Below are 14,653 nucleotides of genomic sequence, written 5' to 3' on the forward strand. Positions count from 1 at the left end.
AGGGGTGACCGTTAGCGCCCCCGAATCCTCCGCCCCCGCGAAACTCGAGCTGCCCCCGCTGAAGCTGGGCAACCTGACCATCGACGTGCCCGTGGTGCTGGCGCCCATGGCGGGCATCACCAACAAGGCCTTCCGCCGACTCTGCCGCGAGTACGGCGGGGGCCTCTACGTGGCGGAGATGGTCACCTCCCGGGCCCTCGTGGAGCGCAACAAGGAATCGATGCGCATCATCTCCCACGACGAGGACGAAAAAGTGCGCTCCGTCCAGCTCTATGGCGTGGACCCGAAGACCGTCGGGGCGGCGGTGCGCCTGCTGGTCGAGGAGGACCGCGCCGACCACATCGACCTGAACTTCGGCTGCCCGGTCCCCAAGGTCACCCGCAGGGGCGGCGGCTCGGCACTGCCGTGGAAGACGGAGCTGTTTCGCTCCATCATCAAGGCGGCCACCACGGAAACGGCCAAGGGCGGGATCCCGCTGACCATCAAGATGCGCAAGGGCATCGACGAGGACCACCTCACGTTCCTCGACTCGGCCCGGATCGCGCGCGACCACGGAGTGGCCGCGGTGACGCTGCACGGGCGCACCACCAGCCAGTTCTACTCCGGGCAGGCCGACTGGAACGCCATCGCCGAACTGCGCGAGGCCCTTCCGGACGTGCCGGTGCTCGGCAACGGCGACATCTGGAGCGCCGAGGACGCGCTGCGCATGGTCGAACAGACCGGCGTCGACGGCGTGGTCATCGGCCGCGGCTGCCAGGGCCGTCCGTGGCTGTTCGGGGACCTGCAGGCCGCCTTCGAGGGCAGCGGAACCCGCTACCGTCCGGGGCTGGGCAAGGTCGCCGAAACCTTTTACCGGCACGCCGAGCTGCTGTGCGACTACTTCGGCGACGAGGGGCAGGCGCTGCGCGACATCCGCAAGCATGTGGCCTGGTACTTCAAGGGCTACACCGTTGGCGGGGAACTGCGTGCCGCCCTGGCCGCGGTCCCCACGCTCGAGGTGTTGCGCGGGCTGCTGGACCAGCTGGACCACGCCGCTCCCTACCCGGGACCGGACGCCGAGGGCCCGCGCGGCCGCGCCGGCTCCCCGAAGCGCCCGGCGCTGCCGGATGGCTGGCTCACCAGCCGCGACATGGACGAGAACCACAAGGCGATGATCGCCGCCGCCGAGCTGGACGTCTCCGGCGGATAGGGAGCCGATGAACGGACCACTGATGAATGGACCCCTGGGAGAACCCCGGACCGCATCCCCGGACACCAGGGCCAAGGTGATCCCCGGCTACACCTCCTACGACGAGGAGCGCTGGGTCCCGGAACCGCCGAAGAAGCCGTACCGGACCAGCTTCGAGCGCGACCGCGCCCGCGTGCTGCACTCCTCGGCGCTGCGCCGGCTGGGGGCCAAGACGCAGGTCGTGGCCCCGTACTCGGACGACTTCGTGCGCACCCGGCTGACCCACTCGCTGGAGGTCGCGCAGGTGGGCCGCGAACTCGGCGCCACGCTGGGCTGCGACCCGGACGTGGTGGACACCGCCTGCCTGTCCCACGACCTGGGCCACCCTCCCTTCGGCCACAACGGCGAAAAGGCCTTGGACGAACTGGCCAAGGACATCGGGGGGTTCGAGGGCAACGCGCAGACGCTGCGCCTGCTGACCCGGCTGGAAACCAAGACCTTCCGCCACAACGGCAGCTCCGCGGGGCTGAACCTGACCCGGGCGACGCTGGACGCGGCGTGCAAATACCCGTGGCTGCGCGCGGATGCCCCGCTGAACGGCACCGGCGAGCCGACCAGGAAGTTCGGCGTCTACGAGGACGACCTTCCGGTGTTCTCCTGGTTGCGCTCAGGGAACGACGACGGCCGGTTCGGTCCGCGGCCGGAAGCGCGCCAGAAATGCGTGGAGGCCCAGGTCATGGACCTGGCCGACGACATCTCCTACTCCGTGCACGACGTCGAGGACGCGATCGTGGCCGGCCGCTTCCAGCTGCGCTGGGTCAAGGACCCGGACCAACGCGCCCGCGTCATCGACTGCACCCGGCGCTGGTACCTGCCGGGGGAGGCGGACGAGACCATCGACCTGGCCCTGCGCCGGCTGGAGACCACCGAGGAATGGGTGCCGCATGCGGACGGGTCCCGCCGGTCCATGGCCGCGCTGAAGGACATGACCAGCCAGTTCATCGGCCGGTTCTGCCAATCGGCGCTGGACGCCACCCGCGCCGAGTACGGGACCGAGCCGCTGACCCGGTTCAACGGGAACCTGATCGTCCCGCTGGCGACCGAGCATGAGATCGCCGCGATGAAGGGCCTCGCCGCCGCGTACGTCATGACCTCCGACGAGCGCCAGCCGGTCTACCAGCGCCAGCGCGACGTCTTGGCCGAACTGGTGGGGCTGCTGGAGGAGACGGGGGACCGCTACCTGGAGCCGCTGTTCGCCGCGGACTGGCGCGACGCCCGCGACGACGCCGGCAAGCTGCGCGTGGTCATCGACCAGGTCGCCTCGCTCACCGACGCCTCCGCGCTGGAATGGCACGCCACCCTGGTCCAGGGGCACTCCTTCAGCACCGACCGCTTCTGAGCCCCGCCCATCTCCCCGGTCCTAGTTGACGGGGCCGCGGATGGGTCCCAGGAGTTGGCGGGCGCTGGCCCGGGCGATTCCGGGCACCGACAGCACGCGCAGCGCGAAGCGGCGATCGAGCAGATTCATCCGGGTCCGGGGGACGGCCTTGTGGGCATACCGCTTGACCAGCCGTTGCGGCCCCCGCACCGTCGGCCGCCAGCGGCGTTCGAACTCCGCCAGGGCGCCGGGCACCTGTTCGGGAGCCCTGGTCCGTGCCAGGGCGGCACCGAGGAACGCGCCCCCGGCCAGAGCCAGGCCGGCCTCCTGGCTGGAGACGAACGACACGGCGCAGGCGGCATCGCCGATGAGCACCACGCGGCCGGTGCTCCAGCGGGGGAGTTCGACGACGGCGGCCGCCACCGCCTCGGGTTCGCCCGCGGAGGCGGGGCCCAACGCCGTGGGATCTGGTGCTGTGGAATCCGGAACCGCGGGCTGGTGAAGGGCCGGGGACTTTTGGAGAAGACCCAGAAGGCTGTCCGTCGCCGGAGCCAGACCGGTGAAGGCGTCCAGGAACGTGCCAGCGTCCGTGTCGGGGCGCCCTGGGCGGGCGGCAGCCGCGGAATGTTCGATGAACGCCCCCATCGCACGGCCGTCGGGCAGCCCGCACAGCTGCACGGTTCGGCCGATGCCGTCGGCCACCAGTCCCCGTCCGCGCAGTTCCTGCACCAATCCGGGTGCGTGCACCGAGACGTCCGCCACCCGCAACCCGAGGTCGCGGACGCACTCCGCATCCGGGCCGAAGAAGGTCCGGCGCACCGCGGAACCCAGCCCGTCGGCCCCAACCAGGACATCCGCCCGCACGCAACCGCCATCCGGCAGCCACGCGGCGGTGCCGCCGTCGTCCGCCTCCAGCCGTTCGGGCGCGCACCCGCGCCGCAGGCGGACGGTGGGCGGCAGCGCATCCTCTAGCAGCGCTTCGAGGTCGGCCGCTGGCAGGCTGAGGTGCCGTCCGCCGAAGGCGCCGTAGAAGCGGGCCGTGGGGTAGCCCGGCCCGGGCCTGCCGTCCGGGTGTTGCAGTTCGATCCGAAACGGCGTGCTCGATCGGGCCGAGGCGGCCGGCAGCAGTCCGATGGCCTCGAGCGCGTCGTAGCCGGCGCCGAACAGGTCGGCCATCCCCTGGTGCTCCGGCCGCTGCGTGCGCGCCTCCAGGATCTCCACTTCCCAGCCGCCGCGGGCCAATGCTCCCGCCGCGGCGAGCCCTGCGATTCCCGCGCCAATGACCAGTGCCCTCATGGTGTGACCAGTGCCCTCATGGTTTCCGAGTCTTCCACAGGTGCCCGGGCCGTTCCGGGAGGTGCGCACCGATGGCAGGGGGCCGGAGACGGTTTGGAGGCCGGGACTAGAATTGAGGCCATGGCCGGACTGATCAAACGCGAAGACATCGACGAGGTCCGGGCACGCACCGACATCAAGGAAGTCGTCGACGGCTACGTCACGCTGCGATCGGCCGGGGTCGGCTCCTACAAGGGACTGTGCCCCTTCCACGACGAACGCAGCCCCTCCTTCCACGTCCGCCCGCAGGTCGGGACCTACCACTGCTTCGGCTGCGGGGAGAGCGGCGACGTCATCTCCTTCGTGCAGAAGATGGACCACTCCACGTTCAGCGAGACGGTGGAGCGCCTGGCCGCGCGCATCGGCTACGAACTGCGCTACGAGGACGGCGGGCAGGGCCCCAACAAGCAGGAGGTCGGCCGCCGCCAGCGGCTGCTGGACGCGCACAAGCTCGCCGAGGAGTTCTTCCGCGAGCAGCTCGCCTCCGTCGAGGCGCAGACCGGCCGCCAGTTCCTGACCGAGCGCGGCTTCGACGAGGACGCCTCGGCCCACTTCGGCGTCGGCTACGCCCCCAAGGGCTGGGACGGGCTGCTCAAGCACCTGCGCAACAAGGGCTTCCGCGACGACGAGCTGAAGCTGACCGGCATGTTCTCCGAGGGCAACCGCGGCATCTACGACCGGTTCCGCGCCCGCCTTATCTGGCCCATCCGCGACCTGACCGGGGCCACGATCGGTTTCGGGGCCCGCAAGCTGTTCGAGGACGACCAGGGCCCCAAGTACCTGAACACCCCCGAGACCCAGCTCTACAAGAAGTCGCAGGTCCTGTACGGCGTGGACCTGGCCAAGCGGGAGATCACCAAGAACCGCCAGATCATCGTGGTGGAGGGCTACACCGACGTGATGGCCTGCCACCTCTCCGGCGTCGGCACCGCCGTGGCCACCTGCGGCACCGCCTTCGGTGCGGACCACATCAAGATCGCTCGCCGGCTCCTCCAGGACGACGGCACCGGAGGCGAAGTGGTGTTCACCTTCGACGGCGACGCCGCCGGCCAGAAGGCGGCGCTGCGTGCCTTCGAGGAGGACCAGCGCTTCATCGCGCAGACCTACGTCGCGGTCGAGCCCAGCGGCGCCGACCCCTGCGAGCTGCGCCAGCACCGCGGGCCGGAGGCGGTCAAGGAACTGATTGCCGCCAAGCGCCCGCTCTTCGAGTTCGCGATCCGCGTGGGCCTGAAGAGGTTCGACCTCAACACCGTCGAGGGCCGCGTCCAGGCGCTGCGGGCGTCCGCGCCGATCATCGCCGGGATCCGTGATTCGGCCATGCGCCCTGCCTACGCGCGCGAACTGGCCGGCTGGCTGGGCATGGACATGGACGAGGTCCACCGCGCGGTCGGCGCGGCCGTCAAGCGCGCCCGCGGGGAGGCCGGCCACGGCGGTACCCCCGGGAACGGCAGGGCCGGGGGGACCGGTGGATCCTCCGGCCCCCGGCGGTTCGATGCGCCCGTTGCCCATGGCAATCAAGGAAGCCAGGGCAACCAAGGAAGCCAGGGCGGCCAGGGGCGGCCGGGAAGCCACGGGGCGGCCGGCGGCCGGACGCGCGGGGGCGCCGGCGTCGCGCTCCGGGAGGGCCAGGCCGGCGACCGGCACGGCGATACCCAGTTCCGCGATGCCCCATACGGCGACGCGGCCCACGCCGACGGTGCGCAGGAGCCGCCCCGGCCCGTCTTCCAGCGTCCGGACCCGCGCGATCCGGTCGCGCGCATGGAACGCGAATCGCTCGAGGTGGTCCTGCAGCAGCCCGGCATGCTGACGGGTGAGCAGTGGCAGGCCTTCTACGCGGCCCGGTTCGTGCAGCCCGTGCACGCTGCGGTGCACGACGGCGTGCGGGCCGCCGGCGCCGCCGGTGCCACCCCGTCCCAGTGGGTGGAGTCGATCCGGCAGCAGGTGCCGGAGGAACTGCGTGCATTCGTGTCCGAGCTGGCGGTGATGCCGCTGCCGGCCAATAGCATGGAGGCGCTCACCCGCTACTGCCGGGACATCATGAACCGGCTCTTCGAGCTGCAGATCAACCACCGCAAGGCGGAGAAGATGGGCCAGCTGCAGCGTATGGAACCCTCCGCCGACCCGGAGCTTTTCCAGGCCATCAACCGGGAATTGCTGGAACTGGAGCTGCAGCGGCGGGCGCTGCGCGAGGAGTAGGACCGCCGATTTCGCATTGGGGCGCATCGTTGTGTACAGTTTCATGCGTTGCCTTCCCCCGTAGCTCAATTGGCAGAGCATTCGACTGTTAATCGAAGGGTTACTGGTTCGAGTCCAGTCGGGGGAGCTTTCGGAAAGGTCCCGCACCGTACGGTGCGGGGCCTTTCTTCGTCTGCGCCCCTTTTTGCTTGGGTCCCCGGGCGTGACGGTCACGGGGCAGGGATTCGCGTCGTGGGAGAGTCCCCGGGCCGGAGAAACCGCGAGGCGCGGGGCCATTCCGTCCGGGCGCTGGCGGGCCGGGCGGTCGGCGCCCGGCCCCGATTTCGGGATTCGGCAAGTTTCCTGATACAGTTCTTATCGCTTCATTCCCCCGTAGCTCAATTGGCAGAGCATTCGACTGTTAATCGAAGGGTTACTGGTTCGAGTCCAGTCGGGGGAGCCAAGGCAAGGAATCCCGTCCCCGGTGGGGGCGGGATTCCTTGCGTTCGGGGCGTTTTTCGGCGAGGCTCGGGCGGTCCCCGAGGGGCCGGGAGGGTGGCAGGCTTCGGCGTGTCCAGCGTGGCACTTTCCCCGGTGGTCTTCGGCGGATCGGTCGATGGTAATTTGGGGTGTGGCGGCCCGCCCGGGTCGGCAGAAGATGGAGGCTGACCATGGCAGAAACCGGACCGGACCGGCTCGACGCGTCGATCGCAGGGTCCCCCTCGTCCCTGATCGACCAAGCACGGCTGGCCTCCCGGCTGCTGCCCAGCCAGCTCAGCGACGAACTTCAGCTGGCCAGTGCCCAGCTCAAGGTCAAGGGCGTCAAGGTTGGTGTTGTGGCCGGCCTGGCCATCGGCGCGCTGGTGTTCGTGTGCTTTATGGTGGTCGCGCTGCTCGTGGCCGCGATCATGGGCGTTGCCACGGTGATGCCGGCCTGGCTGTCCGCGCTGCTTTTCGCGGCCCTGTACCTGCTGATCGGCGGCATCCTGGCCCTGGTGGCCGTCGCCCGCTTCAACCGGGCCAAGCCGCTGCTGCCGGACGACGCCATCCGCGGCCTGCGCTACGACCTTGGCGTGATCCGCGAAGGCACGGCGTTCGACCCGGCCACCTTGGACGTGCCCAAGCCGCCGAAGGAGGAGCAGCCGGCCCTGGAGGCACCGAAGCCGGAACCGGTGCCCTACGAGGAACTGCTGCGCCGCTCCGCTGCCCGCCGCCACCAGATGGCCCGGCTGCGCGACGACCTCGGCGTCAAGCTCGACGTCAAGACCCAGGCCAAGCACGGTTTGCACAAGGCGTCCAGCGCCGCGGAGGCGGGCCTCGACCGCGCCGCCGCCACGTTGGGCCAGACCGGGCAGAACGCGGGCAAGGCCCTGCGCGAGCGGTGGCAGCCCCTGGCGGTCATGGCCGCCTCGCTGGCCGCCCTCGCGGTTTTCCTTCGCAAGCTCCTGCGTCCCTAGGGGCCGGGCCACCCGGCGTCGGGCGGCCCGGCCGGCGTGAACGGGCGCCCGGGCGGCCACTGCACCTCGGACCAGCCCTACGGCCACCCGCCACAAACTCATACACGGGCCGGCGCGCAGCGCCGGCCCGGCACGTGCCCGGCACCCGCAAAGGGGCCGGCGTCGTGCACCATGGTTAGACGGCATGTACGCCGCGCCCGAGCGAACGGAAGGGGGACGCCGTGCGGATCTTCGGAGCGGGACACCGCGACGACATCGAGTACCGCGTGCTCGATACGTTCTGGACGGTTCCGAACCTCATCACCGTGCTGCGCTTCCTGCTGGTGCCGCTGTTCGTATGGCTGGTGGCGGCCGCGTACTACGGGTGGGCGACGGCGGTGCTCGCCTTCCTCGGATCCACCGACTGGGTCGACGGGTACGTCGCGCGGCGGTTCAACCAGATCTCGACGGTCGGCATGTGGCTGGACCCGCTGGCCGACCGGGCGTCGCTGATCGCGGTTGCCGTGACGATCGTGCTGGCCGGACTGGCGCCCGCGTGGCTGGTGTACGCGATCGTCATCCCGGACCTCGTGCTGATCGTCAACTCCCTCATCCTGTTCCGGGGCAGTCCCGACCTGCCCGTCAGCAGGCTGGGCAAGATCCGCACCGCGATGCTGCTTGTCGGCACGCCCCTGCTGCTTTTCGGCCAGGTCGAGAGCGTCGCGCGCGAACAGATAGACCTTGTTGCCACCGTGGTTCTGGCCGTGGCCTGCGTGCTGCATGTCATCGCCGCCGTCCAGTACCTCGTCCAGGCCCGGAAGAAGGCCAAGGCCGTGGACGCCGGAGAAGCATGCCCTGGGTAGCGGTATGTTGCGCCATCGCAGCAGCCTTCTTCCTGGCCTTCGGGACGCAGCGCCAGAGCAGCGCTGTGCGCTCCGCCAGTGGCGGACTGAACGTCAGTTCGCGCGGCATGATGCGGCTCTTGGGCAACCGGCGCTGGGTCTTCGGCCTGTCGCTGATGGGGATCGGGATGGTGCTGAACGTGTACGCGCTGGCGCACGCCCCGCTCACCGTGGTCCAGCCGATCGGCGCGATCGCGCTGGTCATCACCACCGTGGTCAACTCCCGGGACCAGAACATCCGGATCAACCGGCCCACCGTCCTGGCAATCATCGCCTGCATGGCGGGCAGCATCGGCTTCGTGGTGCTGGCCATCAACGTCACGGCCCCCAACCACCAGGTGAGCCGCGGGCAGGAACTGGTGATCGTCCTCCTGCTGGCCCTCGCCGTCCTGGTCTTTGGTGGCCTGGAGGTGGTTTTCCGCCACCGCCTGAAGGCGATTTTCCACATCCTCGGCGCCGGCGTGCTGTTCGGCTTCGTGGCGGTCCTGGTGCGCACCATCTCCGTGGCTCTCATGGACCCCAACGGGCAGTTCCTGGCCAACCTGTCCTGGTACACCGTCGTGGCCATTGCCGTGGCCGGGCTGCTCGGGACGTACTTCGTGCAGAACGCCTACTCCAGTGGCCCGCCGGACCTGGTGATCGCCGGGCTGACCGTCATCGATCCGATGGTGGGCATCGCGATCGGCATCGGAATCCTTGGCGAACTGCGGCCCGACGTGCACCCCGTGATCGCGATCTCCATGGCTGCCGCCGCCTTGGTTGCTATCGTGGGTGTCGTTGCCTTGTCCCGGCACCATCCCGACGTGCTCACGCGGCAGCGGGAACAGCGGCACGACCACGAGGTCTCCGGGGGATAGGGCAGGACCCCACCTCGCGGTCCGCGGCCGCCTGCGGCCACACAGACAACAACAAGGAGCCTCCAGCACGTGACCGGTGAGAAACCACTGAAGATCCTGATCGCCGCGGACACCTACCCGCCCGACGTCAACGGTGCCTCCGTCTTCTGCCACCGGCTGGCCACGGCCATGGCCAAGCGCGGCCACGAGGTCCACGTCGTTGCGGCGAGCAACATCCCCGGCCCCGGCTTCACCCTGGCGCAGCCGGAAGCCATGGTCCACCGGCTGAAGTCCCACGCCGCGCCCACGCACGAGACCTACCGGGTCTGCCTTCCCCACACTGCGAACAAGGCGGTGGCCCGCCTCCTCGACGAACTCCAGCCGGACGTGGTCCACGCCCAATGCCACTACATGGTGGGGCAGGCGGCGCTGACGGGGGCCCGCCGCCGCGGCATCCGCACCGTCGCCACCAACCACTTCATGCCGGAGAACCTGGATCCGTTCCTGCCCTTCCCCGGCTGGTTCAAGCGGGTCATTGCGCGCAACTCCTGGCGGGACATGGGCCGGATCATGGGCAAGGCGGACGTGGTGACCACCCCCACGCCCCTGGCCGCCCGCGCCATGATGAGCCACGCCCGGCTGGACAAGGTCCTCCCGCTGTCCAACGGCATCGACTCCGGCCACTACGAGTCGGGCCCGGGGGAGACCGTGGACAAGCCGGACCGGCCGACCGTCCTGTTTGTCGGCCGCTTGGCGGTGGAAAAGAACATCGATGTGCTCATCAGGGCGCTGGGCCGCATGACTGCGAGCCCCCAGGCCCATTTGGAGGTCATTGGCGGCGGCGAGCAGCGCGAACCGCTCGAACGGCTGGCCGCCGGGCTGGGCCTGGCCGGCCGTGTGCACTTCCGCGGCCACGTCGACGACGACGAGTTGCGCCGCGCCTACCTGCGCAGCGACGTCTTCTGCCAGCCCGGCACCGCCGAGCTGCAGTCCTTGGTCACGCTGGAGGCCCTGTCCGCCTCCAAGCCGGTGGTGCTGGCGGATGCGATGGCGCTGCCGCACCTGGTCGACGACGGCGTCAACGGCTACCTTTTCCCGCCCGGGGACGCCGACGAACTGGCCCGCAAGCTGGACGCCGTGCTGGCACTGGACGACGCCGGCCGGGCCGCCATGGGTGCCGCGGGGCACCAGAAGGCGATGTCCCACAGCCAGGACAAGACCATGGAAACCTTCGAGAAGATCTACCGGGGCGCGACCGCCGACGATTTCCTCGCTGCGCACTGAGTGCGGGCTGCGCACCGGCGATCTGCTGCCCGCCGACGCTGCCCAGTGATTTGTGGCAGCCCACCGGCGATCCGCTTTTCGGCTAGGATTGCAACCGCCGCTACGTGCCGCCGGGTGTGGTGCGGGCGGCCTGCGGGGCGATAGCTCAGTCGGTCAGAGCAGGGGACTCATAATCCCTTGGTCCCGGGTTCAAGCCCCGGTCGCCCTACAGTCGCGGACAACCCGCCGGATCCCACGGATCCGGCGGGTTTTTCGTTGCCGCGGAGGCGGCCGTCCGGGTCCCGGACTCCCGCCCCCTCCCATCCGGGCCCCTCCAAACCCGGCACATTGCGTGCTGCGGAAAAGGTAACCAACTTCGACAGTTGTCCGATAGGGTGTGGCAGGCGGGCCCAGGCTACGCCTGAGATTGTCCGCAGCCCCTACTTGACGCTGGCCGTTAACTCTTCCGCTACTCCTGTAGTTCGTGTGACGATTGGGGCAATTGTTTGTAGTGCGGGGCCGGCGCGTGAGGCGCAGGCCCCGGACGCCCATGGGGGGGATAGCCGATGGCTTCGAAGTCAATGCCGCTTGCCAAAATTTGGTCCACTACGCTGGCCGCGGGGGTGGTGGCGGCCTCCTGCGTTGTCGCCGTTCCGGCGTCGGCCTCGACCGTGGCCAGGCCCGCGCTTGCCGGGGTGGAGGCGTCCGTGGCCACCGCGGTCCCGGCCGGCAGCGTTTCCTCGCTGCCGGTGACCACGAAGTGGGCCATGCCGCTCAAGTCGGGCTCCTACAACTACTCCTCGCCCAAGGGGCCGCGCTGCGTTCCCGTGCAGGGCGGCACCACCGAACACCTCGGCCAGGACCTCGCCGCGACGGACGGAACGGCCATCTACGCGGTGGGCGACGGCGTCGTCACCCGCGTGGCCAACCCGGTCAACGGGGCCTCGGGCCAGATCGTGGTCGAACACAACGTGGGCGGACGGCGAGTGTTCTCCGGGTACTACCACATGTGGACGGCCACCAAGTACGTCAAGATCGGCGACAAGGTGAAGGCCGGCGAGAAGATCGCCCTGGTCGGCAGTTCCGGTCCCTCGACCGGGGCGCACCTGCACCTCGACATCTGGTACGACGCCTGGTATTCCACCGGCACGGCCATCGACCCGGTGCCGTTCCTGAAGTCCCGCGGCGTGGACCTCAAGGGCGGGGCCAAGGTCGTCTACAACATCACCACCCCCTCCACCTGCACCTACTACGCGGCCACCACCCTGAACCTGCGCTCCAGCGCCAGCTTGGACGCGCCGGTGAAGGTCGTGCTGCCGCACGGCACCAGGGTGACCAGCTGGCCGGGCGCGTACAGCAACAAGTTCGTGCAGGTGAAGGCCACGGTGAAGGGCGTCTCCTACTCCGGGTGGGTGTGGCACCCGTACGTCACCCCGTCCGATCCCACGACCAAGCCCGTCACCCTCACCACCGCGAACCCGACGCACAAGGCGACGACCAACCTGAACATGCGGGACCTTGCCAGCACCTCGGGCCAGCGGCTGCTCATCATCGCCACGGGCGGCAAGATCAAGGTGACCGGGACCAGCGGCACCTGGAGCAAGGTCACCTACGGCACCAAGACCGGCTGGGTCAGCTCCGCCTACCTCGCCAAGCTCGCAACCGCTTCCTCCGGATCGTCCTCGGGCTCCTCCTCCGGATCGTCCTCGGGCTCCTCCTCCGGATCCTCGTCGGGCTCCTCCGGCTCGGTCGACACCACCGGCTCCAACGTCGACAAGCTGCCGACCACCACCGAAAAGAAGGCCTCGGGCACGGCACTGGCCACCTCGAAGCAGACGATGCGGGCGTCGGCCTCCACCGGCGCCAAGGCGGTCAAGACCGTGCCCTCCGGCGCGGTCGTCACGCTGAAGGCGACCTCCGGCAGTTGGTACAAGGTCACCTACGGCGGCAAGACCGGTTACATCAAGCAGGCCGGTACCGCCAAGGTCAAGAGCGCTTCGGGCCTGGGAATGATGAAGTCCAAGCAGACCCTGCGCTCCTACGCCTCCTCCTCGGCGGCGGCGGTCCGCACCGTGGCGTCGGGCTCCGCGGTCACGTTCAGGGCCACCGCCGGAGACTGGTACCAGATCAGCCAGCGCGGCCAGGTTGGCTGGGTCAGGAAGTCCGCCGTCACCAAGGGCGCCAAGGCAACCACGACCGCCGGCGTGCACCTGCGCACCGGGGCCGCCACGTCCAAGAAGTCGCTGACGGTCCTGAAGAAGAACGCCGTGGTGTACATCGTCGGCACGTCCGGAAAGTGGCGGAAGGTGGTGGCCGGCAGCAGGGTCGGCTGGGTCCACGGCGGCTACCTCAAGTAGGCCCCGGCCCGAACCGACCTGACCCGACCCGGCCCCGCGCCTGGAGGGGCCCCGGCGGGAAGGGACAGCCAAATATGCGCGCCGGTGGCGCCGGCCCATTCATCCAGGGCCGGCGCCACCGCGTACATGCGGCACACTGGACACGTGCATGTAGCGATGTTTCTTGACCAGCATCCGGACACCCTGGGCGGTATGCAGACCTCCGTTCGGCTGCAGCGGCAGTTCCTTGAGGCGTCCGGCCACCAGGTGACCCTGGTGTCGCCGGCCCTGCGCGGCCGGCAGCCCAAGGATGACGGAATCGTGGAACTGTCCTCGGTTCCGCTGGGGCCGGGGGAGTACTCCCTCTGCGTCCCCGGCCGCGCCACCGACCGGGCCCTCCACCGGGCCATGGCGGCCAGGCCACCGGTCGACGTTGTGCATGTGCAGGCCGACTTCTGGCAGGCGGTCATCGGATACCGCTTCGCCGCGGCGGTCAACGCCCCGGTGGTGCACACCATGCACAACCGGCTCGATGTCGGTATCGAGGCCACCATGCCCTTCCCCGGGCTCGTCCAACACGCCTTCGGTGCGCTCCAGCGGCGGTTCCTGGACACGGGGCTGCCCGCGGCCCGCGACGCGTGGACGTACCTGGCCCGTTTCACCGACCGGGCCGAGCGGGTGACGGCCCCCTCCTCCCACTTCGGCCAGCTCCTGCAGGAACGGGGGGTCTTCGACAGCGTGGACGTCGTTTCCAACGGGCTCGACGACGCGGTCGCCCTGGAACTGCTCGGGGTCCCGAAACCCGGCCCCCGGACCCGCCCCCGGTTGGCTTGGGTGGGGCGGTTCAGTGCCGAGAAGCGGCTGCTTCCCTTCCTTGAGGCGGTGGACCGCTCCGGCATCGATGCCGAAATCCACATCTTCGGCGACGGGGGCCAACGCCGCGCGGCCGAGGTCCGGGCCGCCGGGATCGCCCACGCGGAGGTCGTGTTCCGCGGCAAGGTGCCCTACCGCCGGATGCTCGCCGAATTGCGCGACGCCGATGCCCTGGTGCAGACCTCCCAGGGATTCGAGACGCAGGGCATGACGGTGTTCGAGGCCCTCGTGCTGGGGACGCCGTCGCTGCTCAGCGACCACCGGATCGCCGCCGACCTGCCGGAGGGAAGCCACTGGACCACGGGCGACGATTCCGTCGAGGCGCTCGCCGCCACCCTGGCGCAGGCCGTCACGGAGCTGCGCGAGGGGACCGGGCCCGACCTCGGGGGAGCAGGCTCCGGGCACTTCCTGCAAAGCCGCCAAACCGCGGCCATGGTGGAGGTCTACCGGCGCGCGCTGGCCGGACACGCCACCCGTGCACGCTCAGGAGCGGCACCGGGGCCGCGGCCTTAGCGGACGGTCCCGCCGGTCCCTGCCCACTCATCCTTTGCACACTCATCGTTCGTCCCCCGGGACCGGCAGCAGCACCGACGGGCGGCGGTCGGCCACGGTGTCCAGTGGATCGATGTAGGCACCCTCCCAGCGCAGCCCCCAGTGGATGCACCGGCCGTCGCAGTGGCCGCCCGCGCCGACGCTGCCAATTGCGGCGCCGGCGGCCACGACGGTTCCGGCCGGAGGGGCTCCGCCCACCGGCTCGAAGCTGGAGACCAGCCCGTTCCCGTGGTCGATCGTCAGTACCGGCCGGTCCACCACGGTCCCCGCGAACGCCACCGTCCCCGCCGCCGGGGCCCGCACGGCATCTCCGGCGGCAGCTTCCAGGTCGGCGCCGCGGTGCCCCGGGAGCCAGTCGTGCGCCGGGGGATCGAACGCCTCCAGCACGGCCGGCGGACG

At 70.1% G+C, this 14,653-nt stretch carries 11 protein-coding genes and 3 tRNA genes; 12 read left to right on the forward strand and 2 right to left on the reverse strand.

Features of this window, described 5'->3' with window-relative positions; translation table 11 throughout:
* Positions 1-4: 4 nt before the first annotated feature.
* Together dusB and ABD912_RS17080 are read left to right on the forward strand one after the other, a co-directional pair.
* A complete protein-coding gene (dusB, locus tag ABD912_RS17075; protein WP_345152673.1) occupies positions 5-1,189 on the forward strand; it encodes a tRNA dihydrouridine synthase DusB in 1,185 nt (394 codons plus the stop codon).
* A 22-nt stretch (positions 1,190-1,211) separates the two neighbouring features.
* Positions 1,212-2,567 carry a deoxyguanosinetriphosphate triphosphohydrolase gene (locus ABD912_RS17080; protein WP_345152675.1) on the forward strand — a complete coding sequence of 452 codons (1,356 nt, stop codon included), beginning with the start codon at positions 1,212-1,214 and terminating at the stop codon, positions 2,565-2,567.
* Positions 2,568-2,588: 21 nt separating this feature from the next.
* Here the strand turns inward: ABD912_RS17080 and ABD912_RS17085 are convergent, their stop codons facing one another.
* Positions 2,589-3,842, reverse strand: a complete 1,254-nt coding sequence (locus tag ABD912_RS17085; RefSeq protein WP_345152677.1) for an FAD-dependent monooxygenase — start codon at positions 3,840-3,842, stop codon at positions 2,589-2,591.
* Positions 3,843-3,962: 120 nt separating this feature from the next.
* Between ABD912_RS17085 and dnaG the strand changes: the two genes are divergently transcribed.
* The 10 genes from dnaG (at position 3,963) to ABD912_RS17135 (ending at position 14,215) form a co-directional block, all read left to right on the forward strand.
* Positions 3,963-6,077 (forward strand): DNA primase, encoded by a 2,115-nt coding sequence (dnaG, locus tag ABD912_RS17090; RefSeq protein ID WP_345152680.1) that lies wholly within the window; start codon positions 3,963-3,965, stop codon positions 6,075-6,077.
* A 54-nt stretch (positions 6,078-6,131) separates the two neighbouring features.
* A tRNA-Asn gene (locus ABD912_RS17095) sits at positions 6,132-6,204 on the forward strand.
* 239 nt (positions 6,205-6,443) lie between these two features.
* Positions 6,444-6,519: transfer RNA gene (locus tag ABD912_RS17100), tRNA-Asn, on the forward strand.
* A gap of 208 nt (positions 6,520-6,727) precedes the next feature.
* Complete coding sequence (locus ABD912_RS17105) at positions 6,728-7,513, forward strand: phage holin family protein (protein ID WP_345152683.1); 786 nt, start codon at positions 6,728-6,730, stop codon at positions 7,511-7,513.
* Positions 7,514-7,734: 221 nt separating this feature from the next.
* On the forward strand, positions 7,735-8,355 hold the full coding sequence (locus tag ABD912_RS17110) for a CDP-alcohol phosphatidyltransferase family protein (RefSeq protein WP_345152685.1): 621 nt from the start codon (positions 7,735-7,737) through the stop codon (positions 8,353-8,355).
* Positions 8,343-9,251, forward strand: coding sequence for a DMT family transporter (locus tag ABD912_RS17115; protein ID WP_345152687.1), 909 nt, complete (start codon positions 8,343-8,345; stop codon positions 9,249-9,251). The genes ABD912_RS17110 and ABD912_RS17115 overlap by 13 nt, the downstream gene beginning before the upstream one ends.
* 69 nt (positions 9,252-9,320) lie before the next feature.
* Positions 9,321-10,514 carry a glycosyltransferase gene (locus tag ABD912_RS17120; RefSeq protein ID WP_345152690.1) on the forward strand — a complete coding sequence of 398 codons (1,194 nt, stop codon included), beginning with the start codon at positions 9,321-9,323 and terminating at the stop codon, positions 10,512-10,514.
* A gap of 134 nt (positions 10,515-10,648) precedes the next feature.
* A tRNA-Ile gene (locus ABD912_RS17125) sits at positions 10,649-10,722 on the forward strand.
* A 337-nt stretch (positions 10,723-11,059) separates the two neighbouring features.
* A complete protein-coding gene (locus tag ABD912_RS17130) occupies positions 11,060-12,850 on the forward strand; it encodes an SH3 domain-containing protein (RefSeq protein WP_345152692.1) in 1,791 nt (596 codons plus the stop codon).
* A 192-nt stretch (positions 12,851-13,042) separates the two neighbouring features.
* On the forward strand, positions 13,043-14,215 hold the full coding sequence (locus ABD912_RS17135; RefSeq protein WP_345152694.1) for a glycosyltransferase: 1,173 nt from the start codon (positions 13,043-13,045) through the stop codon (positions 14,213-14,215).
* Positions 14,216-14,257: 42 nt separating this feature from the next.
* On the opposite strand, the gene ABD912_RS17140 is transcribed toward ABD912_RS17135, so the two are convergent.
* A complete protein-coding gene (locus ABD912_RS17140; protein WP_345152696.1) occupies positions 14,258-14,641 on the reverse strand; it encodes a M23 family metallopeptidase in 384 nt (127 codons plus the stop codon).
* Between the last annotated feature and the right edge of the window lie 12 nt (positions 14,642-14,653).

The organism is Arthrobacter ginkgonis, from assembly GCF_039540195.1.
In the GTDB taxonomy this organism is placed as follows: Bacteria; Actinomycetota; Actinomycetes; order Actinomycetales; family Micrococcaceae; genus Zafaria; species Zafaria ginkgonis.

Coding starts and splice junctions, on each gene's coding strand:
- dnaG (WP_345152680.1), top strand. CDS start 3,963: ATGGCCGGACTGATCAAACGCGAAGACATCGACGAGGTCCGGGCACGC.
- ABD912_RS17085 (WP_345152677.1), bottom strand. CDS start 3,842: ATGAGGGCACTGGTCATTGGCGCGGGAATCGCAGGGCTCGCCGCGGCG.
- ABD912_RS17115 (WP_345152687.1), top strand. CDS start 8,343: ATGCCCTGGGTAGCGGTATGTTGCGCCATCGCAGCAGCCTTCTTCCTG.
- ABD912_RS17135 (WP_345152694.1), top strand. CDS start 13,043: ATGCAGACCTCCGTTCGGCTGCAGCGGCAGTTCCTTGAGGCGTCCGGC.
- ABD912_RS17080 (WP_345152675.1), top strand. CDS start 1,212: ATGAATGGACCCCTGGGAGAACCCCGGACCGCATCCCCGGACACCAGG.
- ABD912_RS17105 (WP_345152683.1), top strand. CDS start 6,728: ATGGCAGAAACCGGACCGGACCGGCTCGACGCGTCGATCGCAGGGTCC.
- ABD912_RS17130 (WP_345152692.1), top strand. CDS start 11,060: ATGGCTTCGAAGTCAATGCCGCTTGCCAAAATTTGGTCCACTACGCTG.